General features: G+C 43.5%; 17 protein-coding genes and 1 pseudogene. 9 read left to right on the forward strand and 9 right to left on the reverse strand.

The annotated features are described in order from the left end of the window. From L5M10_RS11855 to L5M10_RS11870, 4 genes and pseudogenes are all read right to left on the reverse strand, one after another. Positions 1–141: pseudogene (locus L5M10_RS11855) on the reverse strand (IS4 family transposase); the annotation flags it as partial. Positions 142–179: 38 nt separating this feature from the next. Continuing rightward, positions 180–977 carry an ABC transporter permease subunit gene (locus L5M10_RS11860; RefSeq protein WP_317630141.1) on the reverse strand — a complete coding sequence of 266 codons (798 nt, stop codon included), beginning with the start codon at positions 975–977 and terminating at the stop codon, positions 180–182. 175 nt (positions 978–1152) lie between these two features. Further along, positions 1153–1809: a YceH family protein gene (locus tag L5M10_RS11865; RefSeq protein WP_263255300.1), complete on the reverse strand. Its 657-nt coding sequence runs from the start codon at positions 1807–1809 to the stop codon at positions 1153–1155. 133 nt (positions 1810–1942) lie between these two features. Further along, entirely contained in the window at positions 1943–2785 is an 843-nt protein-coding gene (locus tag L5M10_RS11870) for a S1 RNA-binding domain-containing protein (protein ID WP_006086322.1), read from the reverse strand. 597 nt (positions 2786–3382) lie between these two features. Between L5M10_RS11870 and L5M10_RS11875 the strand changes: the two genes are divergently transcribed. The 8 genes from L5M10_RS11875 to L5M10_RS11910 all read left to right on the forward strand — a co-directional run bounded on the left by L5M10_RS11875 (position 3383) and on the right by L5M10_RS11910 (position 10276). Next, positions 3383–3535, forward strand: coding sequence for a hypothetical protein (locus tag L5M10_RS11875; protein WP_011846564.1), 153 nt, complete (start codon positions 3383–3385; stop codon positions 3533–3535). A gap of 487 nt (positions 3536–4022) precedes the next feature. Continuing rightward, the gene (gene speA, locus L5M10_RS11880) at positions 4023–5936 is read left to right on the forward strand and encodes a biosynthetic arginine decarboxylase (protein ID WP_028760330.1); all 1914 of its coding nucleotides are present in this window, start codon (positions 4023–4025) and stop codon (positions 5934–5936) included. 159 nt (positions 5937–6095) lie between these two features. Then, entirely contained in the window at positions 6096–7037 is a 942-nt protein-coding gene (locus L5M10_RS11885) for an S-adenosylmethionine decarboxylase proenzyme (protein ID WP_263255320.1), read from the forward strand. 29 nt (positions 7038–7066) lie between these two features. Next, positions 7067–7705: a pyridoxamine 5'-phosphate oxidase gene (gene pdxH / locus L5M10_RS11890; RefSeq protein WP_028760328.1), complete on the forward strand. Its 639-nt coding sequence runs from the start codon at positions 7067–7069 to the stop codon at positions 7703–7705. Between the two features lie 68 nt (positions 7706–7773). Continuing rightward, on the forward strand, positions 7774–8226 hold the full coding sequence (locus L5M10_RS11895) for a YaiI/YqxD family protein (protein WP_006081277.1): 453 nt from the start codon (positions 7774–7776) through the stop codon (positions 8224–8226). A 155-nt stretch (positions 8227–8381) separates the two neighbouring features. Then, entirely contained in the window at positions 8382–8957 is a 576-nt protein-coding gene (locus L5M10_RS11900) for a YceI family protein (RefSeq protein WP_263255321.1), read from the forward strand. A 176-nt stretch (positions 8958–9133) separates the two neighbouring features. After that, a complete protein-coding gene (locus L5M10_RS11905; protein ID WP_113938764.1) occupies positions 9134–9490 on the forward strand; it encodes a DUF3802 family protein in 357 nt (118 codons plus the stop codon). A 423-nt stretch (positions 9491–9913) separates the two neighbouring features. After that, positions 9914–10276 (forward strand): STAS/SEC14 domain-containing protein, encoded by a 363-nt coding sequence (locus L5M10_RS11910; RefSeq protein WP_028760325.1) that lies wholly within the window; start codon positions 9914–9916, stop codon positions 10274–10276. An 11-nt stretch (positions 10277–10287) separates the two neighbouring features. On the opposite strand, the gene L5M10_RS11915 is transcribed toward L5M10_RS11910, so the two are convergent. From L5M10_RS11915 to nhaB, 3 genes are all read right to left on the reverse strand, one after another. Further along, on the reverse strand, positions 10288–12918 hold the full coding sequence (locus tag L5M10_RS11915) for a PAS domain-containing protein (protein ID WP_263138243.1): 2631 nt from the start codon (positions 12916–12918) through the stop codon (positions 10288–10290). Positions 12919–13078: 160 nt separating this feature from the next. After that, positions 13079–13606: a disulfide bond formation protein DsbB gene (gene dsbB, locus L5M10_RS11920; RefSeq protein ID WP_028760323.1), complete on the reverse strand. Its 528-nt coding sequence runs from the start codon at positions 13604–13606 to the stop codon at positions 13079–13081. An 89-nt stretch (positions 13607–13695) separates the two neighbouring features. Beyond that, positions 13696–15297 carry a sodium/proton antiporter NhaB gene (gene nhaB / locus L5M10_RS11925; protein WP_028760322.1) on the reverse strand — a complete coding sequence of 534 codons (1602 nt, stop codon included), beginning with the start codon at positions 15295–15297 and terminating at the stop codon, positions 13696–13698. A gap of 301 nt (positions 15298–15598) precedes the next feature. Here nhaB and fadR point away from each other — a divergent pair, with 301 nt between their 5' ends. Then, positions 15599–16315, forward strand: coding sequence for a fatty acid metabolism transcriptional regulator FadR (gene fadR, locus L5M10_RS11930; protein ID WP_028760321.1), 717 nt, complete (start codon positions 15599–15601; stop codon positions 16313–16315). A gap of 84 nt (positions 16316–16399) precedes the next feature. On the opposite strand, the gene L5M10_RS11935 is transcribed toward fadR, so the two are convergent. Both L5M10_RS11935 and L5M10_RS11940 read right to left on the reverse strand, forming a co-directional pair. Continuing rightward, positions 16400–17926, reverse strand: a complete 1527-nt coding sequence (locus L5M10_RS11935; RefSeq protein ID WP_198572694.1) for a SpoVR family protein — start codon at positions 17924–17926, stop codon at positions 16400–16402. 9 nt (positions 17927–17935) lie between these two features. Then, on the reverse strand, positions 17936–19204 hold the full coding sequence (locus tag L5M10_RS11940; protein WP_263255301.1) for a YeaH/YhbH family protein: 1269 nt from the start codon (positions 19202–19204) through the stop codon (positions 17936–17938). Between the last annotated feature and the right edge of the window lie 57 nt (positions 19205–19261).

A 19261-nucleotide genomic window follows, 5' to 3' on the forward strand; every position in this document is an offset into this window, starting at 1 on the left:
ATTTCGACCTAACTCAGTCAAGGTCAGTGTCTTACATTCAATCAGTGCCTTAGAGGCCAGCATCAAGCTGTTTAATCGTTTTAGGTGAAGTTCTGGGCAGTATTGGTGTAAAGAATGTTGTAGGATATTGGCTTCGCGCATCTTGTTGTCCAAGTGTAGTTTTTAGCGAAACCATTTGATCATGCAACAAGATGCGCTTCCACCCTAATTTGATGATTTATTTGTAAATCATCAGGGGATTCTTCAGTATTGAGCATGTTCGACAGTTGAGCACCGGGTAATACCCACTGGAGTTGTGCGAGTAGGCTAGATTGATTCGCTAACACCACGATAGTGATGGAAATCACTGTCCATAAAATGGTGGCAAACACCATAGCTTGGCGTGCCGTGCGCGCATACAGGGACAATAAAGTCATCACAGCCGTGTAGGGCAAGATCACTATGATGAGGTTAAGACCCACCAAGGCGCCAGATGTTAACGCAGATAAAAACAGTTGGCTGTCGCGGCTGAGCGCGAGGGCGACAGTGGCGATAATCGTTAATAGGATCAGTAAACCTTGGATCAGGATTTGGCCAAGGAAACGCCCGAACAATAAGCTGTCACGGCTAGTGCGTATGGTTAAAAAGCGCAGCGTGCCGCGGGTTTTATCCGATGAGAACTGATCGGCGGCGATAAGAATACTGAACAGTGGAAACAAATACAGCGCAAAACACCAAAACACCGCCATTTCGGCTACGGGCCACTCAAAGAGCACATTGAGGGTATTGGCACCAAATAAGCTGTCGATGATATCTTTTACATTGGGCTGCAATAACATGGCCGATGCACTTTGAATGGGGTAAAGCAGAAGTACACCCCAAACTAAACCAAAGGCGACCAAGGCGATGATCCCGCGGGTATTAAATAAAAATTTGCGCAGTTCAAACATGGCGATAATAAACATGTTGTTGAAACTGCTGGGTGGATTATTGGTCATGTGCTGTCTCTATTCTTTTTTGCGCTAGGTTCAGGGGCTATGGTGCTTGGCGCGACTATGTTGGTGCGGTTCAGTTTCTCACCCTTGGGTAGACAGTGGATTGGTCCATAAGTGCCATGTTGCCCACATAGCACTTATTATCCATCGGTATTTATCAGTCATTATCTATCGCTAATTAGCTCAATGAGGCGATTAATTCATCGAGCTTTTGCGTCAGTTCGGCGACTTGTTGTTCAAGCTCTGTCACTCTGCTCACTAATTCAAGTGGCTCTGCGTCTACAGACACAGCGACATGGGCGACGGTTTGGCTCGCAGTTTCGAGTTGCGATGAGGCGGCAGAGAATAATTCCACATAACGGGATTCACGGCGACCAGCTTCTCTGGGTAATTGTTTTAAGAAGGGCTTTTCACGGCTCATTAATTGACGGATGCAATCTTCCACGTCGATCACGTCTTTAAATTCGTGTAGGCGGTTGCTGCGGGTCCGTAGTTCTCCCGGTGTTTGCGGGCCACGTAATAGCAACAAACAGACGATGGCGAGTGCGGCGGGGGACAGTTGAAGTTCGCTGAATTCGGTATTGCAGAACCTGTGTTTGTATTTAACGACGCGGCTGCCGAATCCCGACTGTTCGCTGATCAAACGTTTCCGATTTAGGGAATCAACGGCGATTTGCACTTGGGTTTCACTGAGTTCGAGTACGGGCTCGCGGCTGGTTTTTTGATTGCAGGCTAAGGTCAATGAGTTTAGCGAGAGTGGATATTGCTCGGGGGTGGTGATTTCTTTCTCAAGCAGGCATCCGATGACTCTGGCTTCGTGTAACGTGAGTTCCATATAAGCTCCAAAGAAAAAAGCATGGCTTTGTTTATAACAGAGCCATGCTTAATATCCTAGGAGTTGTCAGTCAAACTCAGCCTTAGTGATGGTAAACTGTACAATTTTAACGCTAAGTACTGAATAGAGTTGATTATTCTGCGGTTTCAGTCAAACGCAAACCATCATTATCTATGCTCAGTTGACCATTCTTAAATAAGCCACCTATGGCTTTTTTGAAGGCTTTTTTACTCATACCAAGCTGATCGTAAATGATTTCAGCATCGGTTTTATCGGTCAGGGCTAAGAAACCGCCAGCCTGTTTGAGTTTGATCAGAATGATGTGGGCGTGCTTATCTAACTCTTGTTTACTGCCTTGTTGCAGCACAAGATCGATTTTGCCATCGCGGCGCACTTGTTTGATGAAACCTTTGAGTCTTTGGCCGAAACGCAGTTTTTGGAACACTTCGTTTTCGTAAATCACGCCCCAATGGGCATGATTAATAATGGCTTTGTAGCCTAAATCTGTGGTGCCGCCGATGTATAAATCGACCTGCTCACCAACTGTGTACTCAGGCTCAGTCTTATCGAGGAACTTATCGATTTTTGATGAGGCCATGATGCGTTCATCGGCGCGGTTGGCGTGTACATAGACCAGATATGAGCGGCCTTCTTCAATAGGCTTATGTTGCTCACCGAAGGGCAGTAATAAATCTTTATCTAAGCCCCAGTCTAAAAAGGCGCCATAAGGGCCGGTTGCAACGGCTTTTAAATAGGCAAATTCGCCTACCTGTGCCAATGGACGGCGAGTGGTAGCAATCACGATATCTTCAGAATCTAGATACAGAAACACGTCAAGCAGATCACCGACTTGGCAGTCTTTTGGGGTGACTTTGTTTGGCAGCAGTACTTGCCCTAATTCGTGGGCGTTTAAATACACGCCAAAGCTGACTTGTTTTACAACCTCAAGTTTGCAGGTTTTACCTATCTGTACCATGGATCTCTCTGTGCATAATGGAATGTGATTCGGTTGCGATTATACACTTCGGTGCTGAAACTGCAGCATTATTGTCTTTGAGCTTTATCTTAGCGTGTGTGAGTCGCCACTTAGCGCAGGCTTGACCACGCATTGTGTCTCGGAGGAACCACTGATTTGTGGCGGGTTTGGCGCCGTGATATTGGTTGTTTGGCTTCGCTTAATGTTGGCAAATGTGTATCACTTGAGTGACACACAAAAATCAGGGATATTTACAGGGGTAAATGTCAATAAAAGTGACAAAGGTGATATAAAAAATATTGAACAGACTCGTACGACGTTTATGGGTTAACTAACTAATATTACTCTATTTAAAACCAATGGGTGGCGGGTGATTGTTAAGCAGGTGTTTATTATATTTTAATGTAAAAGATTAAATGAGATTCTTGCTTGCATTCTGTGACATTGCGCGGTTTAATTGCGCCGTTCAACGATTCCGCTCGTTGCAGACATTACAAATATTACGTGAGTAATAAAGGTTTTATGGTTCACCAGTCATTAACCGTGTAATTAACAGTAGATGTAGTTACATGGGGTTAAGAGGGTTTTTATTAGCTAATGCACAAGCATCCATTTTTTGCACTTTGCCTAAAAGTGTCACAATGCCAACGCTCGATTGTCGTACCATACGATGATACTGGCCTTAAGCATCTCACGTTGATCCGCATCAATTCTGGCCGCGAAGAAGCCAATAGTCCCCTGTTAAAATAATCTTGCCTAGCGATAAGCTGGTTTGGCGTTTTCGCTAGTTCAGTGTTATCGGTTTTCGTTTTCTACTTGTGTTATCGGTTTCTGAAGGTCTTAACCTCTTTTGAACGTCTTTAAGCTACTTATTAGCTTGATGTTTTAAGGATGCGACTCAGGATCTTATTTGGCTTTTTGGCGGTATTTTCGCCCTTTAGCCTGAGGATAAATGCAAGCGAGGCAAGTAAAGATAGCTTTACTGAGGTAAGGGAATCAGCTTTCCCGTCAATATGATACGATGTATTGCGCTAAGATGAGTTGTCTCTAGCGCTATTAATGAAAATCGCAGCAATGTCACTTACACTAGCGTGACGTTGCGGCATTAAGGAGAAGGTAAAATCTACCTTCGTGTATGTCAGGTAAGGTGTCCCTTTGCCTGGGTTTGTCGAACGGGCGGTTGTGCTATTAAGCCATAACCGTTTAACCCATTTTTTAATAGACGGGCTAAATAATAATGAATGATTGGTCTATTGATGATGCTCGTGCTGGGTACAATGTTACTCACTGGAGCCAAGGTTTTTATGGGATTAGCGATCAAGGTGAGGTGACTGTGTCACCGGACCCCAAAAATCCTGATTACAAGATTGGCTTAAATGAGCTAGCCAAAGACATGGTTAAGGCGGGAGTCGCTTTACCTGTACTAGTTCGTTTTCCGCAGATCCTGCACCACAGAGTGAACAGTTTGTGCCAAGCATTCGACCAAGCGATACAGAAGTACGAGTATCAGGCGGACTATTTGCTGGTTTACCCGATTAAAGTAAACCAACAGCAAACTGTGGTGGAAGAGATCCTGGCGAGTCAGGCATCAAAAGAAGTACCACAACTGGGTTTAGAAGCGGGCAGTAAGCCTGAGCTGATGGCTGTGTTAGCCATGGCGCAAAAAGCCAGTTCAGTCATTGTATGTAATGGTTATAAAGATAATGAATATATCCGTTTAGCACTGATTGGTGAAAAGTTAGGCCACAAGGTTTACATCGTTTTAGAAAAACTGTCTGAACTGAAAATGGTGTTAGCGGAATCTAAACGTCTGGGTGTGACACCGCGTTTAGGTCTACGTGCACGTTTAGCATTCCAAGGCAAAGGCAAGTGGCAGGCGAGCGGCGGTGAGAAATCTAAGTTCGGTTTATCTGCTGCGCAAATTTTGCTGGTTGTAGAGCAACTTAAGCAACACGATATGCTGGATTCGCTGCAATTGCTGCATTTCCACTTAGGTTCGCAAATCGCTAATATCCGTGATATTCGCCAAGGTGTGAGTGAAGCGGGTCGTTTCTACTGTGAATTACGTGAATTAGGCGCAAGCGTTAACTGCTTCGACGTCGGTGGTGGTTTAGCGGTGGATTACGATGGCACTCGTAGCCAAAGTAATAACTCGATGAACTATGGCCTGACTGAATACGCTAACAACATAGTTAACGTATTGACTGACATCTGTAATGAATACGAGCAACCTATGCCACGTATTATTTCAGAATCGGGTCGTTACTTAACGGCGCACCATGCTGTGCTTATCACCGATGTTATCGGTACTGAAGCTTATCAGCCTGAAGATATTCAACCGCCAGCGGAAGATTCACCACAGTTATTGCATAACATGTGGCATTCATGGTCTGAGATCAGCGGCCGCGCCGATCAACGTGCTTTGATTGAGATTTACCACGATAGTCAAAGTGACTTACAAGAAGCGCATTCGCTATTCGCTTTAGGTCAATTGACCTTAGCGGAGCGTGCGTGGGCTGAGCAAGCTAACCTGCGCGTGTGTCATGAAGTGCAAGGGCTATTGAGTGCGAAAAACCGTTATCACAGACCTATCATTGATGAACTCAATGAAAAGTTAGCTGATAAGTTCTTTGTTAACTTTTCATTATTCCAGTCATTACCGGATGCTTGGGGTATTGACCAAGTGTTCCCAGTATTGCCGTTATCGGGCTTAGATAAAGCCCCTGAGCGCCGTGCTGTCATGCTCGATATCACCTGTGACTCTGACGGTATTGTCGATCAATACGTTGATGGTCAAGGGATTGAAACCACGCTGCCAGTGCCAGCATGGAGTGCGGATAGCCCGTACCTGATTGGTTTCTTCCTTGTGGGTGCATACCAAGAAATCTTGGGTGATATGCATAACCTGTTTGGTGATACAAACTCAGCAGTGGTTCGCATCGAAGATAATGGTGTGACTAATATCGAATCTGTATTGGCGGGTGACACGGTTGCTGACGTATTGCGTTACGTTAACTTAGATGCGGTGGCCTTTATGCGCACTTATGAAGAGTTAGTGAATCTGCATATCGCCGAAGGTGAACGCGCACAAATTTTAGAAGAATTGCAACTAGGGCTGAAAGGCTATACCTATTTAGAAGATTTTTCTTAATTTCTAGCGTGTTAAAATAAATCAGCCTTGGGTAACCTCGGCTGATTTTTGTTTTTATAAGGACAGATTTTTCATTTTTATTGCCGTTTTAGTCGTGTAAAATCGCGTTGTTCTAGGATCAAGTAAAGGATGAGTGACGATCATGAGGTCAAAGGGTTGATGTTTTTTGAAGGTTCAGAAAAAAAACTCGAGATTATCGTGACGGCGTCTGCGCCGAATTTACGAGAACTCGATGTGAGTTTTTGGTCTGCCTTAGTCAACTGTGCCCACGCCGAGATACTGTCGCAGTTAAGTAATGCGGACTGTGATGCTTATCTGTTGAGTGAATCCAGCTTGTTTGTATGGCACGACAGATTTGTCATGCTCACCTGTGGTAACAGTACCCTAGTGGACGCCGCTTGTTACTTTATCGGCGCGCTTGGCGTGCCTGCCATGGCATTGGTGAGTTATCAGCGTAAAAACGAATACCAAGCTCATCTGCAAACCACGAGTTTTGCTGAGGATATTGGCAAACTGCGCCAACGTATCACCGGTAAAGCCTTTCGAGTGGGTCATCTCGACAGCCATCATCACTATTTTTTTTGCTCTGACAGTGATTATCGAGCACCAAAGGATGATCAAACCAGTGAGCTGTTGATGTACCATATTCGTGGCGAATTTGCCGACTATCTTAATGGCGGCTCGCAGAGTAAAGATGAGATTTGCGCTGCACTCGAACTTAACGATTTACTCCCTGAATTTGAGATTGACGCCCATTTATTTGATCCGTCAGGCTTTTCGATGAACGGTATTTGGGGCAAATATTATGTTACCTTGCATATTACGCCTCAAAGCGAGAATGCGTGCGCTAGCTCCTATGTGAGCTTTGAAACGAATCTGGATTTAGCACAGTATCCGCAAGATCTATTGGGGCGTCTATTAACCTTGTTTGCTCCTGTCAGTTGGGACACAATCCGCTTTAATACCGACGACTCAACGCAGGGATTTCCTGCCCATTTATGCTTAGGGCGGTGTTCATTAACGACCGAGCAAGGTTATGACATTGGTTTTAGCCACTATCAGCAGCTTCAGGCTGAAGTGCTGATCCCTGAACTCATGTGAATTTTTTGGCGTTTGCTTAAGGAAACCCTATGACAGATCTCAGTGATATCCGCCGCGAGTATGCCAAAGGCGGCTTAAGACGTGCCGACTTACCGCAAAATCCGATGGATTTGTTTGAACTGTGGATGATGCAGGCGAGGGATGCAGAGCTTAGCGATCCCACCGCCATGTGTGTGGCGACGGTGGATGAGCACGGCCAACCTTTTCAACGAATAGTATTACTTAAGCGTTTTGATGACACAGGTTTCGTATTTTTTACTAACCTTGGCAGCCGCAAAGCACAGCAAATTGCTGCTAATAATAAAGTCAGTTTGCATTTCCCTTGGCATCCTCTAGAGCGTCAAGTATCGGTGCTCGGAGAAGCGCAGGCACTGTCCACCGCTGAAGTGCTTAAATACTTTATGACCCGTCCTAAGGACAGCCAAATTGCGGCTTGGGTATCGCAGCAGTCGAGTAAACTCAGCGCTAGACAAGTCCTTGAAGGCAAATTCTTCGAAATGAAAGCTAAGTTCGCCAAGGGCGATGTGCCTTTACCCAGTTTTTGGGGCGGTTACTTAGTGAGACCTTCGAGTATCGAGTTTTGGCAGGGTGGAGAACATAGGCTGCATGATCGTTTTATGTATACCCGCCATGATGCCGAGTGGGAAATCGATCGTTTAGCGCCTTAGTACGGTGCATAGTACGATAGCTCGGCATAAAACTGAGCTCGTGAACCTAACAACAGAGTTAAAAGACATTGAGTGATTATAAAATTTGGGTTGATGCGGATGCATGCCCTAATCCTATCAAAGAAATCCTGTTTCGGGCGGCGGAGCGCAAAGCCCTGCCGCTGGTGCTGGTGGCTAATCAAATGATCCGCGTACCGCCATCTCCCTATATCAGCCAAATTCGAGTCGGTGCGGGATTTGATGTGGCCGATCAATATATTGTCGATCATGTTGAACCGACGCATTTAGTGATCACCGCGGATATTCCCTTAGCGGCTTTAATCATTGAAAAGGGCGCCTTGGCGCTCAATCCCCGTGGCGAGCTTTATACCGTCGATAACATAAAACAAAAGCTGACGATGCGCGATTTTATGGAAGATTTGCGCGGTTCTGGCGTGCACACTGGCGGGCCTGATTCGTTTTCTCAAGCAGATAAACAGGCTTTTGCCAATAGCTTAGATAAATGGTTAGTGCGCGTATGAATCATAGTTTACTGGTCGCTAATGGATAAACAGAGTATCTTTAGCTTAAGTTAGGTGATGTTGATCACGTTTAACTGGGCAGGATTTTAGCCTGTTGCGGATGTCGAATTTCTTTACGACATGGCTTTTAAACTCACTCTTTAAGGACGGATATGATGAAGAAATGGATGGGAATTGTCGCCTTATCTGCTATGGCCAGTTTTAGCTGTGCCGCGCAATGGCAAGTGATGGAACAAGATTCGCGAGTCAGTTTTATTTCGGTAAAGAAAGGTGATATAGGTGAAGTCCATCACTTTAAACAACTCAAAGGTACGCTAAAAGATAACGGTCAATTTGAATTAACAATTCCACTAATCGGTGTGGCAACGGGTATTGATGTCCGCGATGAGCGGATGCAAAATTTGTTATTTGAAGTGTCTTTGTATCCAGAGCTGAAACTGTCATCACAAGTAGACCCTAAGATACTAAAAAATCTTGGCGTCGGTGAGAGTAAAGTTTTTGATATTGATGGAAAAATTGCGTTACACGGCAAATCGCAAACTAAGGTTTTTTCGGTGATTATCACTAAAGTTTCTGATAACAAACTTTTAGTGAACAGTTTTCAACCGGTAATTGTTAATGCCAATGAGTTTGATCTTGTTGCTGGGATTGATAAATTACGTGAAATTGCGGGTTTATCGAGCATTAGTCAAGCTGTTCCTGTGTCATTTGTACTAACCTTAACTCAGTAACTTCAATAAGATTGGTATAGATCAATACGTCTGTTATCGAAGATAGGCTAGAGTTAAATAAGTGGCGTATGCGAGATCTTGATAAGAAGCCGAGCTTTTGGCTTCTTTGATATTTTCTGATGTGCTATTAATAGCATCACAATAGATATTAAGTTAATGAGTTTAAAGGGTAAAAAATGGTCACAGATAAAGATGGTTACATGCATTTGGTCCAGTATTTAACTGAACATCTTGGCTTATTTGAAACACCAAGTTCAGAGGTAGTTTCAGACGATACTGTGATGGAATTATTTGAAGAGCAATTGTCGGCACAGATCATTATGGTGTGTGGCCAAAATCCATCGTTGTCTTTTACGCAACGTAATGTGATTATCCGTGAAGTGGATGCAATTGTGTATGATTTAGAAGAGATTTTAGCTTCAGTTGCCAACCATAAAGCGACTCCCGCACAGACTTTATTTATTACTGAGTTTTCTAGTTTGATTAAGAATTTGTTCGATCAAGAAATCGCTAAACTTCAAGTGAGTGCTTAGTCAGAATAGCAATTAGATTATTTATTAATGCATGATTTTAGGTAAGTCAGGACTAATACTATTTTTTAGCAGCGTAAATCACCATCGTTTGAGTACCATGTGTTTCCTCACACTTATTGTTAACCTCGAGCAGTAGCAGCCTTGAGTGTGAGGTAAATATCTTCTCTTTGCTTCACCTCATGTTATTTCGTATGGTCACCATTTTTCATCGAGTTCTGCGACTAAGTTTTGTTACTGGGTTATGCGAGTTATCGCTGTGGATTCGCTCCTTTTGGCGTCATTTGCATTGCTGATGTGTATGTATAAAATGGTGTTAGCTTAAAATAAAAAGCCCATCTTTCCCGCATTTATGTCATTGTCTGTGTATCTTTAGTGTATGAGCTTTAACTATTTTTCCCTTCATGTATTGATAAGGAGTGTTCAATGCTAACGATTTCTTCGGGTCATGCTGATGATATATTGGCAGTGGTCGCATCTGGCCGTGTTAACCATGGGGATGTTGAAGGCTATTTGGTTCCCGCCATAGAAGCCAAGCTGCAAGACCACGCCAGCATTCGCCTTTGGTACGAGTTTTCCCCTGAATTTGAAGGTATATCCGTTGGGGCCCTGTGGGATGATGCGGTATTAGGTTTATTTCATTTAAGTGATTTTTCAAGGGTCGTGATGATTGCCAATGCCACTCAAACAAATGCTATGGTTAATGCACTAGCCTGCATGCTGCCATGTCCGGTAAAGGTATTTACCGCCGATGAACATAGCCAAGCCAAGGCATGGTTAGATCAATAACGCACCTTTGTTTATTGCGGTTCTAAATCTGTACTCAGTGGCCAACGACATTGAATGTGTGTGCCTTGGTTCAAGTGGCTACTGATGCTAAGGCTGCCATTGAGATCATTTTTAAGCCACAGATTTATACAGGTCAGCGTTCCAAGGCAGAGTTCTTGCGCTAGTTCTTGCCGTAACTGTGCGAGTTGCGGCTCTGTCATACCTATCCCATTATCGATAATACTGATGTGTAACTCTTCGCTCGACTTGTCGATATTAATGGTTATTTCACGCTGTTCATTGTGAGCTTTAAATGCATGATTCAACGTGTTGGTGATTAGACGATAAAACAGCTGCAAATATTGCCATGAAGGGCCATCAATGATGATATTTTCTTCACAATTTAACGCTATTTCCACATTTGTTTTAGCTAATTGTACCTTTAGCAACCCTAAGAGATGGCGCATAAATTGTGCGAGATGCAGTGGCCGAATGTCATTTTGATAATTCGTTAATAACTGGGCAATATGTCGCAATTTATCTGCCTGAGTCACCATGATTTCGGTGATCTGATTTTGGTCGTTAGCATTATCTATTGGCTGAAGTTGGCACACTTTGGCGAGTAGCTGATCTTGCTCATGCATAATTTGCGTCATCATTTCAGCTAGAAAATTTTGCATTAGCTGTTGGCTTTGTTCACGACTGAGATTGAGTTGATGATGTTTCTCAAGCAATTGGGTTGATTTGTCTTGGAGCAGATAGAGTTCATGGTTATGTTGATTACTGAGGCGAACTTGTTCTTGTAGGTGATTAAGCGCCTCGACTTGCCCTAAAAGTAACTTTTCTTGTTCTTGCTCTTTAATTTTTTGTAAGGTGATATCAAAGGCGATAGCACCGACTGCAATAACGGTATCGTCATCATCTTTGATCTTAAATTTAGTCACGATATAAATAAGATTGCCTAGGGGCGATGGAATAGCTTCTTCGAAGTTTATGGCTTCATGATTATGCAGAACGCGTCGATCATTTTGTTGATACTCGTGGGCAAATTGGCTGGGAAATATCTCAAAATCAGAGGTGCCAATAATGCATCTGCGTTCTATACCTAAGATTTCACAATATTTGTCATTGACTAGAATATATTTACCGTGAAGATCTTTGATATAGATGAGATTTTGAGAAAATTTAAGCAAAGCCCTCAATTGTTCTTTATGGCGCTTTAACTCCAGTTGAAACAGATTTTGGCTCTGCAATTGCTGTTCTAGTGCCAGGTTACTCGCATCTAAGCTCGCCATTGCCACTTCAAGTTGTCGAGTACGCGATAGGAATGTTTTTGCCAATAAGCCAATTTCGTCATGGCTGTTATTGGCTTTGAGTTCGATAGAGGCGGAATCATTACGTTTTAAGGCTTGGACGATTTCAATAATGGGGGTGATAAATAGTCGGTGCTGGAGTAAGAATAATAGAATTAAGCCTAATAGTTGAATACAGACTAAATAAACGCCGACCTTTTCGATTAAATGTTTAGCGGTATCCTGCAGCGGTGAAATTGGGGTGACGACAAGTACCTTCCAATAGGTATTTGGCATGAGAAATACCGAAACGAGAGATGCCGTTTTAAGGATTGGATCATGGGTCAAAGTTACCGACGTCAGTAATTTCGGGACAGTAAAATGATTTAAGGCATTGTTATTTACGATGGCCGCTAACATGTCACGCTCATTTTGATGACTTAGTCTCGTTAGATGCTGCATCTGTTCTTGGGTAAAAACGCGCTCGGCAATCGCCGCTTCTATAAAGGCTTTATCTGCACTCTGTAATGCGACTTCGACGGGGCTGAAATCTGGCTGTTGGCTGGTGAGATGATTGAAGGTGACGAAAGAATGATTGGTATTGGTTTGATGCTTAAGATCGTTATTGGCATCTGGATAGGCGAGTACTTGGTTTTGATGATCTAAGGCTATGACATAGCCTCTGACATTAATCATAGTATTGCGTAATAGCACATTGAGCTTTTCTAAACTGATATCCACAGTGGCGGCACCAATAAACTGATGGTCCATCCACATAGCGCCTGAGGCTGTGATCATTGACTCATGGGTTGTCGGATCGAAATAAGATTTTGACCAGAAAATTTTACCAGCAGGAAAATAGCGCGTCGGGCGATACCATTCTTCGGTGTGGTAGCTTGGGAATGTGTCTTTGTTATAGGAATCAATGGCGACTAATTCATCGTTTACATTGTGTGCCCAAAACAGGCTATCTCGAAATTTTTGCTGATTAAACGCGCCGGGTTCCGGCCAGACGCCACCGCCAGAGATGATGCGTTGTTGACTATCGAGTTTCAGCAACGTGGGAATGGTTTTCACCAGTTGCTCATGATCATAGCGGTAAAGTTTGGCAATACTGGAAATAGAGTCGACTACGGTTTCAACCTGTGAAGTCATTTCTTGCAGTTTGGCGATAATCAACTGGCCATAGTTTTGGTTTAACACGGCTTGCTGATCAAGAACTTGTTGGCGTTGAATGCTCAGCATGACCCAAGCTGTACTACAAATCAAAATAGCGGCAATGACGAGCTGAATAAGGCTAAATTTGAATGGCAAACTGTTTTGCCATTGGGTTAATGGCGTGCGTGGCTCAGATGTCGAACTTTTTCCCATAATCCCCAGTTTCCAAATCACCACTTTTCATTGAGCCAGTGTAGCGCTTTCTCACTGTTTTGCTATTGGCATATGTTTAAGTTGCGAGGATTGAATGGGATAAGTGGAATACAATCGTCAATAAAAAGGCAGGTTTTATGCCTGCCTTATCTCAAACTTGTTATTTATAAAGAGACGGTTTATTTGAACCACTTAGGACAGGCACAATAAAGAGTAACCAAGCGACTAAGAAGCCACTGAAGGCAACTACCATCCATTCGGGCATCGTTACACCCATAAAGACCCAAGGTACATCAGTACACATGCCAGTAGGCATCATAACGGCAGGGAACCATTCGTGTAATGGCATCCAAGCTGGAAATTCAGGTAAGAATGAGCAGGTTGAAAAAGGGGATGGGTTGGCTTGCATATCTACGAGCGATAAAGCTAGTTTTAATCCCCAAGTTGCACTGATGGCCCAGAGCACGGCAGCTAAGATCCTTACTATTCGATATTTTGGGGCTGTCATGCCAATGAGGCCTGCTGCCAATAAACCAAAAATAGCGAGTCTTTGGTAAATACACATGACACAGGGTTCCAGTTTCATGACATATTGAAAATACAGGGCGGCTGCTTCTAACCCAAGGGCTGTGCCTGCGAGAATAAACCAAGATGAACGGGAATGGGCAAAGCGAGTCATTACAGTCAAAGTGAGCTCCATATCAACAAAAAACGCCCTCAGACATGGGGCGTTTTTTGGACTCTACTTATTAAATAAAGTTCAGTCAATAAAGAAGATTAATGTCCAGTCATCGGCTCTAAAACTTCACTAGCGCTGTGATGGATGATTATCTGGGAATCATAGAAATATTGGGTGGCTTGTTCTAAGAAACCCGTTTGAATCGCCATGACACCTACAATAGACAGCACGATAGTGTAAGGTAATGCCATCCATACCATTCTGCCATAGGATAAGCGGATAAGTGGCGCTAGGGCTGAGGTTAGTAGGAACAAGAACGCCGCTTGACCATTGGGCGTGGCAACCGAAGGTAAGTTAGTTCCAGTATTAATCGCAACGGCCAGCAAGTCGAATTGATCACGGCTGATTTGACCGTTAATCAATGCCGCTTTCACTTCGTTAATGTACACAGTGCCGACGAACACGTTATCACTCACCATAGACAGCAATCCGTTGGCGATATAAAAAATCACCAACTGAGTATTGCCTTGATAACTCAGTGCCCATTGGATCACTGGTGCGAATAAGTGCTGGTCGATAATCACGCCAACAACCGCAAAGAAGACAGCTAATAACGCGGTAAAAGGCAGTGCTTCTTCGAAAGCTTTACCGAGGGCATGCTCATCGGTAACGCCGTTAAAGGCTGTGGTTAAAATAATCACAGAAAGACCAATTAGGCCCACAGAAGCCAAGTGTAATGCAAGTCCTGCGATCAACCAGACACCCACTAAGGCTTGGACGATTAACTTCATGTTGTCTTTATTGGTACGGCGCGCATCTTCATGGGCGGCATATTCACATAAGATCCGATGAACGGCCGTTGGCAACTTAGCGCCATAACCAAAAATGCCAAATTTTTCAACTAAGTAACAAGTTAAGATACCCGAGATTAATACTGGAACAGTAACGGGTGACATACGCACGGCGAATTCACCAAATTGCCAATTTGCTTGCGCGGCGATAATAAGGTTTTGTGGTTCACCGACCATAGTACACACGCCGCCCAGCGCAGTACCCACACCCGCATGCATTAACAGATTACGTAGGAAACCACGGAATGCACTGAGTTCTTCTTCGTTTAACTGATCTTCACCATCATCATTTTTACCTTCAGAGGTATGATCGTGATCGGCGCCGAAATCTTTTCCAGAAGCGACCTTGTGGTAAATAGAATAGAAACCCACAGCGACCGCGATAATGACGGCAATAACCGTTAACGCATCTAAGAAGGCTGATAAAAAGGCTGAAGCCAAACAAAACATTAATGACACTAAAATTTTAGAGCGCACTTTAGTAATGATTTTCGTGAAGCCAAATAGCAGCAATTGCTTCATGAAATATATACCAGCGACCATAAATACCAAGAGTAATAATACTTCGAGGTTGGCTTCTATTTCATGTAAGACTTGGCTTGCCGATGTCATTCCGATCGCGACGGCTTCAATTGCCAATAATCCGCCGGGCTGTAATGGATAGCATTTTAATGCCATTGCTAAGGTAAAAATAAATTCAAGCACCAATACCCAACCAGCCACAAAGGGGTCGACATAGAAAAAGAGTATTGGATTGATAATTAAAAATGACAGTATTGCGGTTTTGTACCACTTAGGAGAATTTCCTAAGAAGTTCCCAATAAACGCCTGACTCATTGTCGCCGGCATGGCAGCCTCTCTTCTAATTATGTTAAAAATTGCACGTGATTATTATCAATACCTGCGTTAGTTAAATGAGTCTAGCCTAAAGAGAAAGCTAATGTAATGAGTTACTGATACCGACATTTCAAAAAGCGGAGCTAAGCGGCAAAATTGGCCCATCCTGTATTGACCTTGGTCGTTTTTTTGAACGATTCTGTGACATTTACACGGCGATAACACAGTGATTTTAAGTGAATGGTTTCCATTTTTTACCGCTCTGGTATGATCAGTGACCATTACGACGCACAACAACTGGATAAGTGGGCTGATGATTATCAATGCCAAAGGACCTGCAAGTTTTGCAGAGAAGTATATTGTGAGATCAATTTGGGAAAACAAATTTCCTCCAGGGTCCATTTTACCGGCTGAACGTGAGCTTTCAGAATTGATTGGTGTGACTCGCACCACTCTGCGTGAGGTGCTACAGCGCTTGGCGCGTGACGGTTGGTTGAAAATTCAGCATGGCAAACCAACACGGGTTAACAACTTTTGGGAAACTTCAGGCTTAAACATCCTTGAGACTATTGCTGATTTGAATCCCGAGGGTTTTCCGGTATTGGTTGACCAACTCTTGTCAGCTAGAACGAACGTCAGTGCTATCTATTTTCGCGGTGCTTTGCGTTATAACCCGGATACCGCTGTGGAGGTACTTGCAAAGATTCACCAGCTTGAAGATACGGCTGAATCCTATGCTGAATTTGACTACTTACTGCATCACACCTTAGCGTTTTCGTCTGGAAATCCACTTTACGTTTTGATATTAAACGGATTTAAAGGTTTGTATAGTCGAGTTGGTCGTTATTACTTTACCAGCTCAGATGCGCGTTTATTAGCATTGAACTTTTACAAAGAATTAGAACTGTTGGCTCAGGCGAAAAATTACCTCGATGTCTCTGCGCTAATGCGTACCTATGGCATGAATAGCGGTAAGATGTGGTTACAATTACGCGAAGATATGCCAGCTTCTATTGCTCAAGATCATTAATCTCTGTGAGTGATATTGCGTTAAGATAGCGCTAAATAAACAAAAAGGCCGTTTCAATTGGAAACGGCCTTTTTATTGTGCTTATTATTCTGGTTTATTGGCTTCAGGGCAGGATGCTAAGACGCTAATACTCGCATCTGCATTTTTTTGCTCTAAGGTGACAGTGAAACCCCATAATCGATGTAAATGCTTTAATACTTCTTTATGGCTATTGGCTAAGGGAATATCGTTATTTGGCACATAATGTAAGGTTAAGGATCGATCACCGTTGATTTCCACATTATGTACTTGGATATTTGGCTCAATATTAGACAGGTTATATTGTTGTGATAGTAACTGGCGAATATCTTGATAGCCCCGTTCATCGTGGATTGCAGATACCGAAAGATAATTGCGTTTCTCATCATCATGGATACCAAACAATTTAAATTGGCGGATAACTTTAGGTGAGAGATATTGGCTAATAAAACTTTCATCTTTAAAGTTTTGCATCGCAAAGTGTAAGGTTTCAATCCAATCGCTGCCAGCAATGTCGGGAAACCAAGCTTTATCTTCATCGGTTGGATTTTCACAAATACGCCGAATATCGGTGAACATGGCAAAACCTAAGGCGTATGGGTTGATGCCACTGTAATAACGACTGTTGTAATCGGGTTGGGCCACAACGCCTGTATGACTTTGCAAAAACTCGATCATGAAGCGGTCAGTGACCACGCCATCGTCGTACAAGTGATTCAAGATAGTGTAATGCCAGAAGGTTGCCCAGCCTTCATTCATGACTTGAGTTTGTTTTTGCGGATAAAAATATTGCGCCATTTTACGCACAATACGGATTATTTCCCTTTGCCATGGTTCAAGCAAAGGAGCGTTTTTCTCGATGAAATATAAAATATTTTCCTGCGGTTCGGCGGGGAAACGACGTTTTTTCGATTGAGACTGCTCATGTTGATGGGTCGGAATCGTGCGCCATAAATCATTTACTTGGCTTTGAAGGTAAGCCTCGCGATCCTTTTGTCTTGCTTGTTCTTCCCTGAATGAGATTTCAGAGGGACGTTTATAACGATCGACACCGTAGTTCATTAGCGCATGACAGGAGTCTATGACGCTTTCGACTTGTTCTACACCGTATTTTTGCTCGCAGTCACTTATGTAGTTTTTAGCAAAGACAAGGTAGTCAATAATCGAGCTCGCATCTGTCCATGTCTTAAATAAGTAATTGTTTTTAAAAAAGCTGTTATGTCCGAAACAGGCGTGAGCTATCACCAGCGCCTGCATTGTGATGGTGTTTTCTTCCATTAAGTAAGCGATGCAGGGGTTAGAGTTAATCACAATTTCATAGGCGAGCCCCATTTGGCCACGTTTGTAACCTTGCTCGGTTTCGATAAAACGTTTGCCGAAAGACCAATGGGTGTAACCTATGGGCATGCCTATGCCAGCATACGCATCCATCATCTGTTCTGCTGTGATGACTTCAATTTGATTTGGGTAAGTGCTGAGTTTATAGAGCGCTGCCACCCGCTCAATTTCCTTGAGGTAGTCCTGAAGTAGCTCGAAGCTCCAGTCGGGACCATCGCTCAGTGGTGTCCAAGATGTTGATTTAGTTATCCCCATAGTGCCCCCTTAAACCGCTTGTTTCTTGAATAGCTCCCTAAAGACAGGGTAAATATCTTCGGCTTGACGTATATGCTGCACGGCGATGTTGTCGTAATGCTGTTGCAGGGATTCATATTCGCGCCACAGGGTTTGATGGGCGCGATTGGTGATTTCGATATAGCTGTAGTAGCGCACCAGTGGCAATATTTTTTGTTCTAATAATTGCCTACAGGTAGGTGAATCGTCGGCCCAGTTATCCCCGTCGGATGCTTGTGCCGCATAGATATTCCATTCATCGGCGGGGTAGCATGCTTGTTGAATTTCATGCATTAATTTCAATGCACTGGACACTATGGTGCCGCCCGTTTCTTGGGAGTAAAAGAACTCGTGTTCATCGACTTCTTTGGCTTGGGTATGGTGGCGAATGTAAACCACTTCTAAATTTTTATAGGTACGAGTGAGGAACAGATACAGCAAGATATAGAAGCGTTTTGCCATATCTTTAGTTGCCTGATCCATAGAACCAGACACATCCATTAAACAGAACATCACAGCTTGACTAGAAGGGATTTCCCTTTTGGAATAGTTATTAAAGCATAGATCGAAGGTATCGATAAACGGCACTCTGGCAATCTTTTGTTTTAACTCCTCAATTTGGGCTTTTAAATCCAAAATCAACTCGGCCTTAGTGCCTGGAATATTTTCCAGTTCAGCAAGCTCTTGTTCTAACTCTTTTAATAGTTTCTTTTTACTGGCCGACATCGCAATGCGACGAGCAAGGGATGAACGTAATGAACGGACAATATTGATGTTAGCGGGGACGCCATCATTGGTGAACCCAGCACGGTAGATTTGGTATTCCACCAGTTTATTGAGGCGATTTTTTTGTAGATTGGGGAGTTCTAAGTCCTCAAACAATAACTCTAGATACTCGTCTTTAGAGATTTCGAACACAAAGTCATCGTCGCCTTCACCCGAGTTTGAGGCCTCGCCTTTGCCCGAACCGCCGCCTGAACCACCAGGTGGTCGGTCAATTTTATCGCCACGGGTAAATTGGTCATTACCGGGATGCACTCTATCCCTGACACCGCCTTTGCCTTGGTGAAACATAGGTTCACTGATATCCCGTGTTGGGATACTGATTTTTTCGCCTTTATCTACATCCGTTACGCTGCGACGAGTCACTGCATCGCTGACGGCTTTTTTAATTTGTTGCTTATATCTATTGATAAAGCGTTGGCGGTTGACTGTGCTTTTTCCTTTCGCATTCAACCGTCTATCGATAAAGTTCGCCATACGCACCTCCCAAAACCCAGCGAAGGCTTTGGCAACACCAAAGCCCTGTACTTAGTT

The sequence above is a fragment of the Shewanella sp. SM32 genome, assembly GCF_025654235.1.
In the GTDB taxonomy this organism is placed as follows: domain Bacteria; phylum Pseudomonadota; class Gammaproteobacteria; order Enterobacterales; family Shewanellaceae; genus Shewanella; species Shewanella oncorhynchi.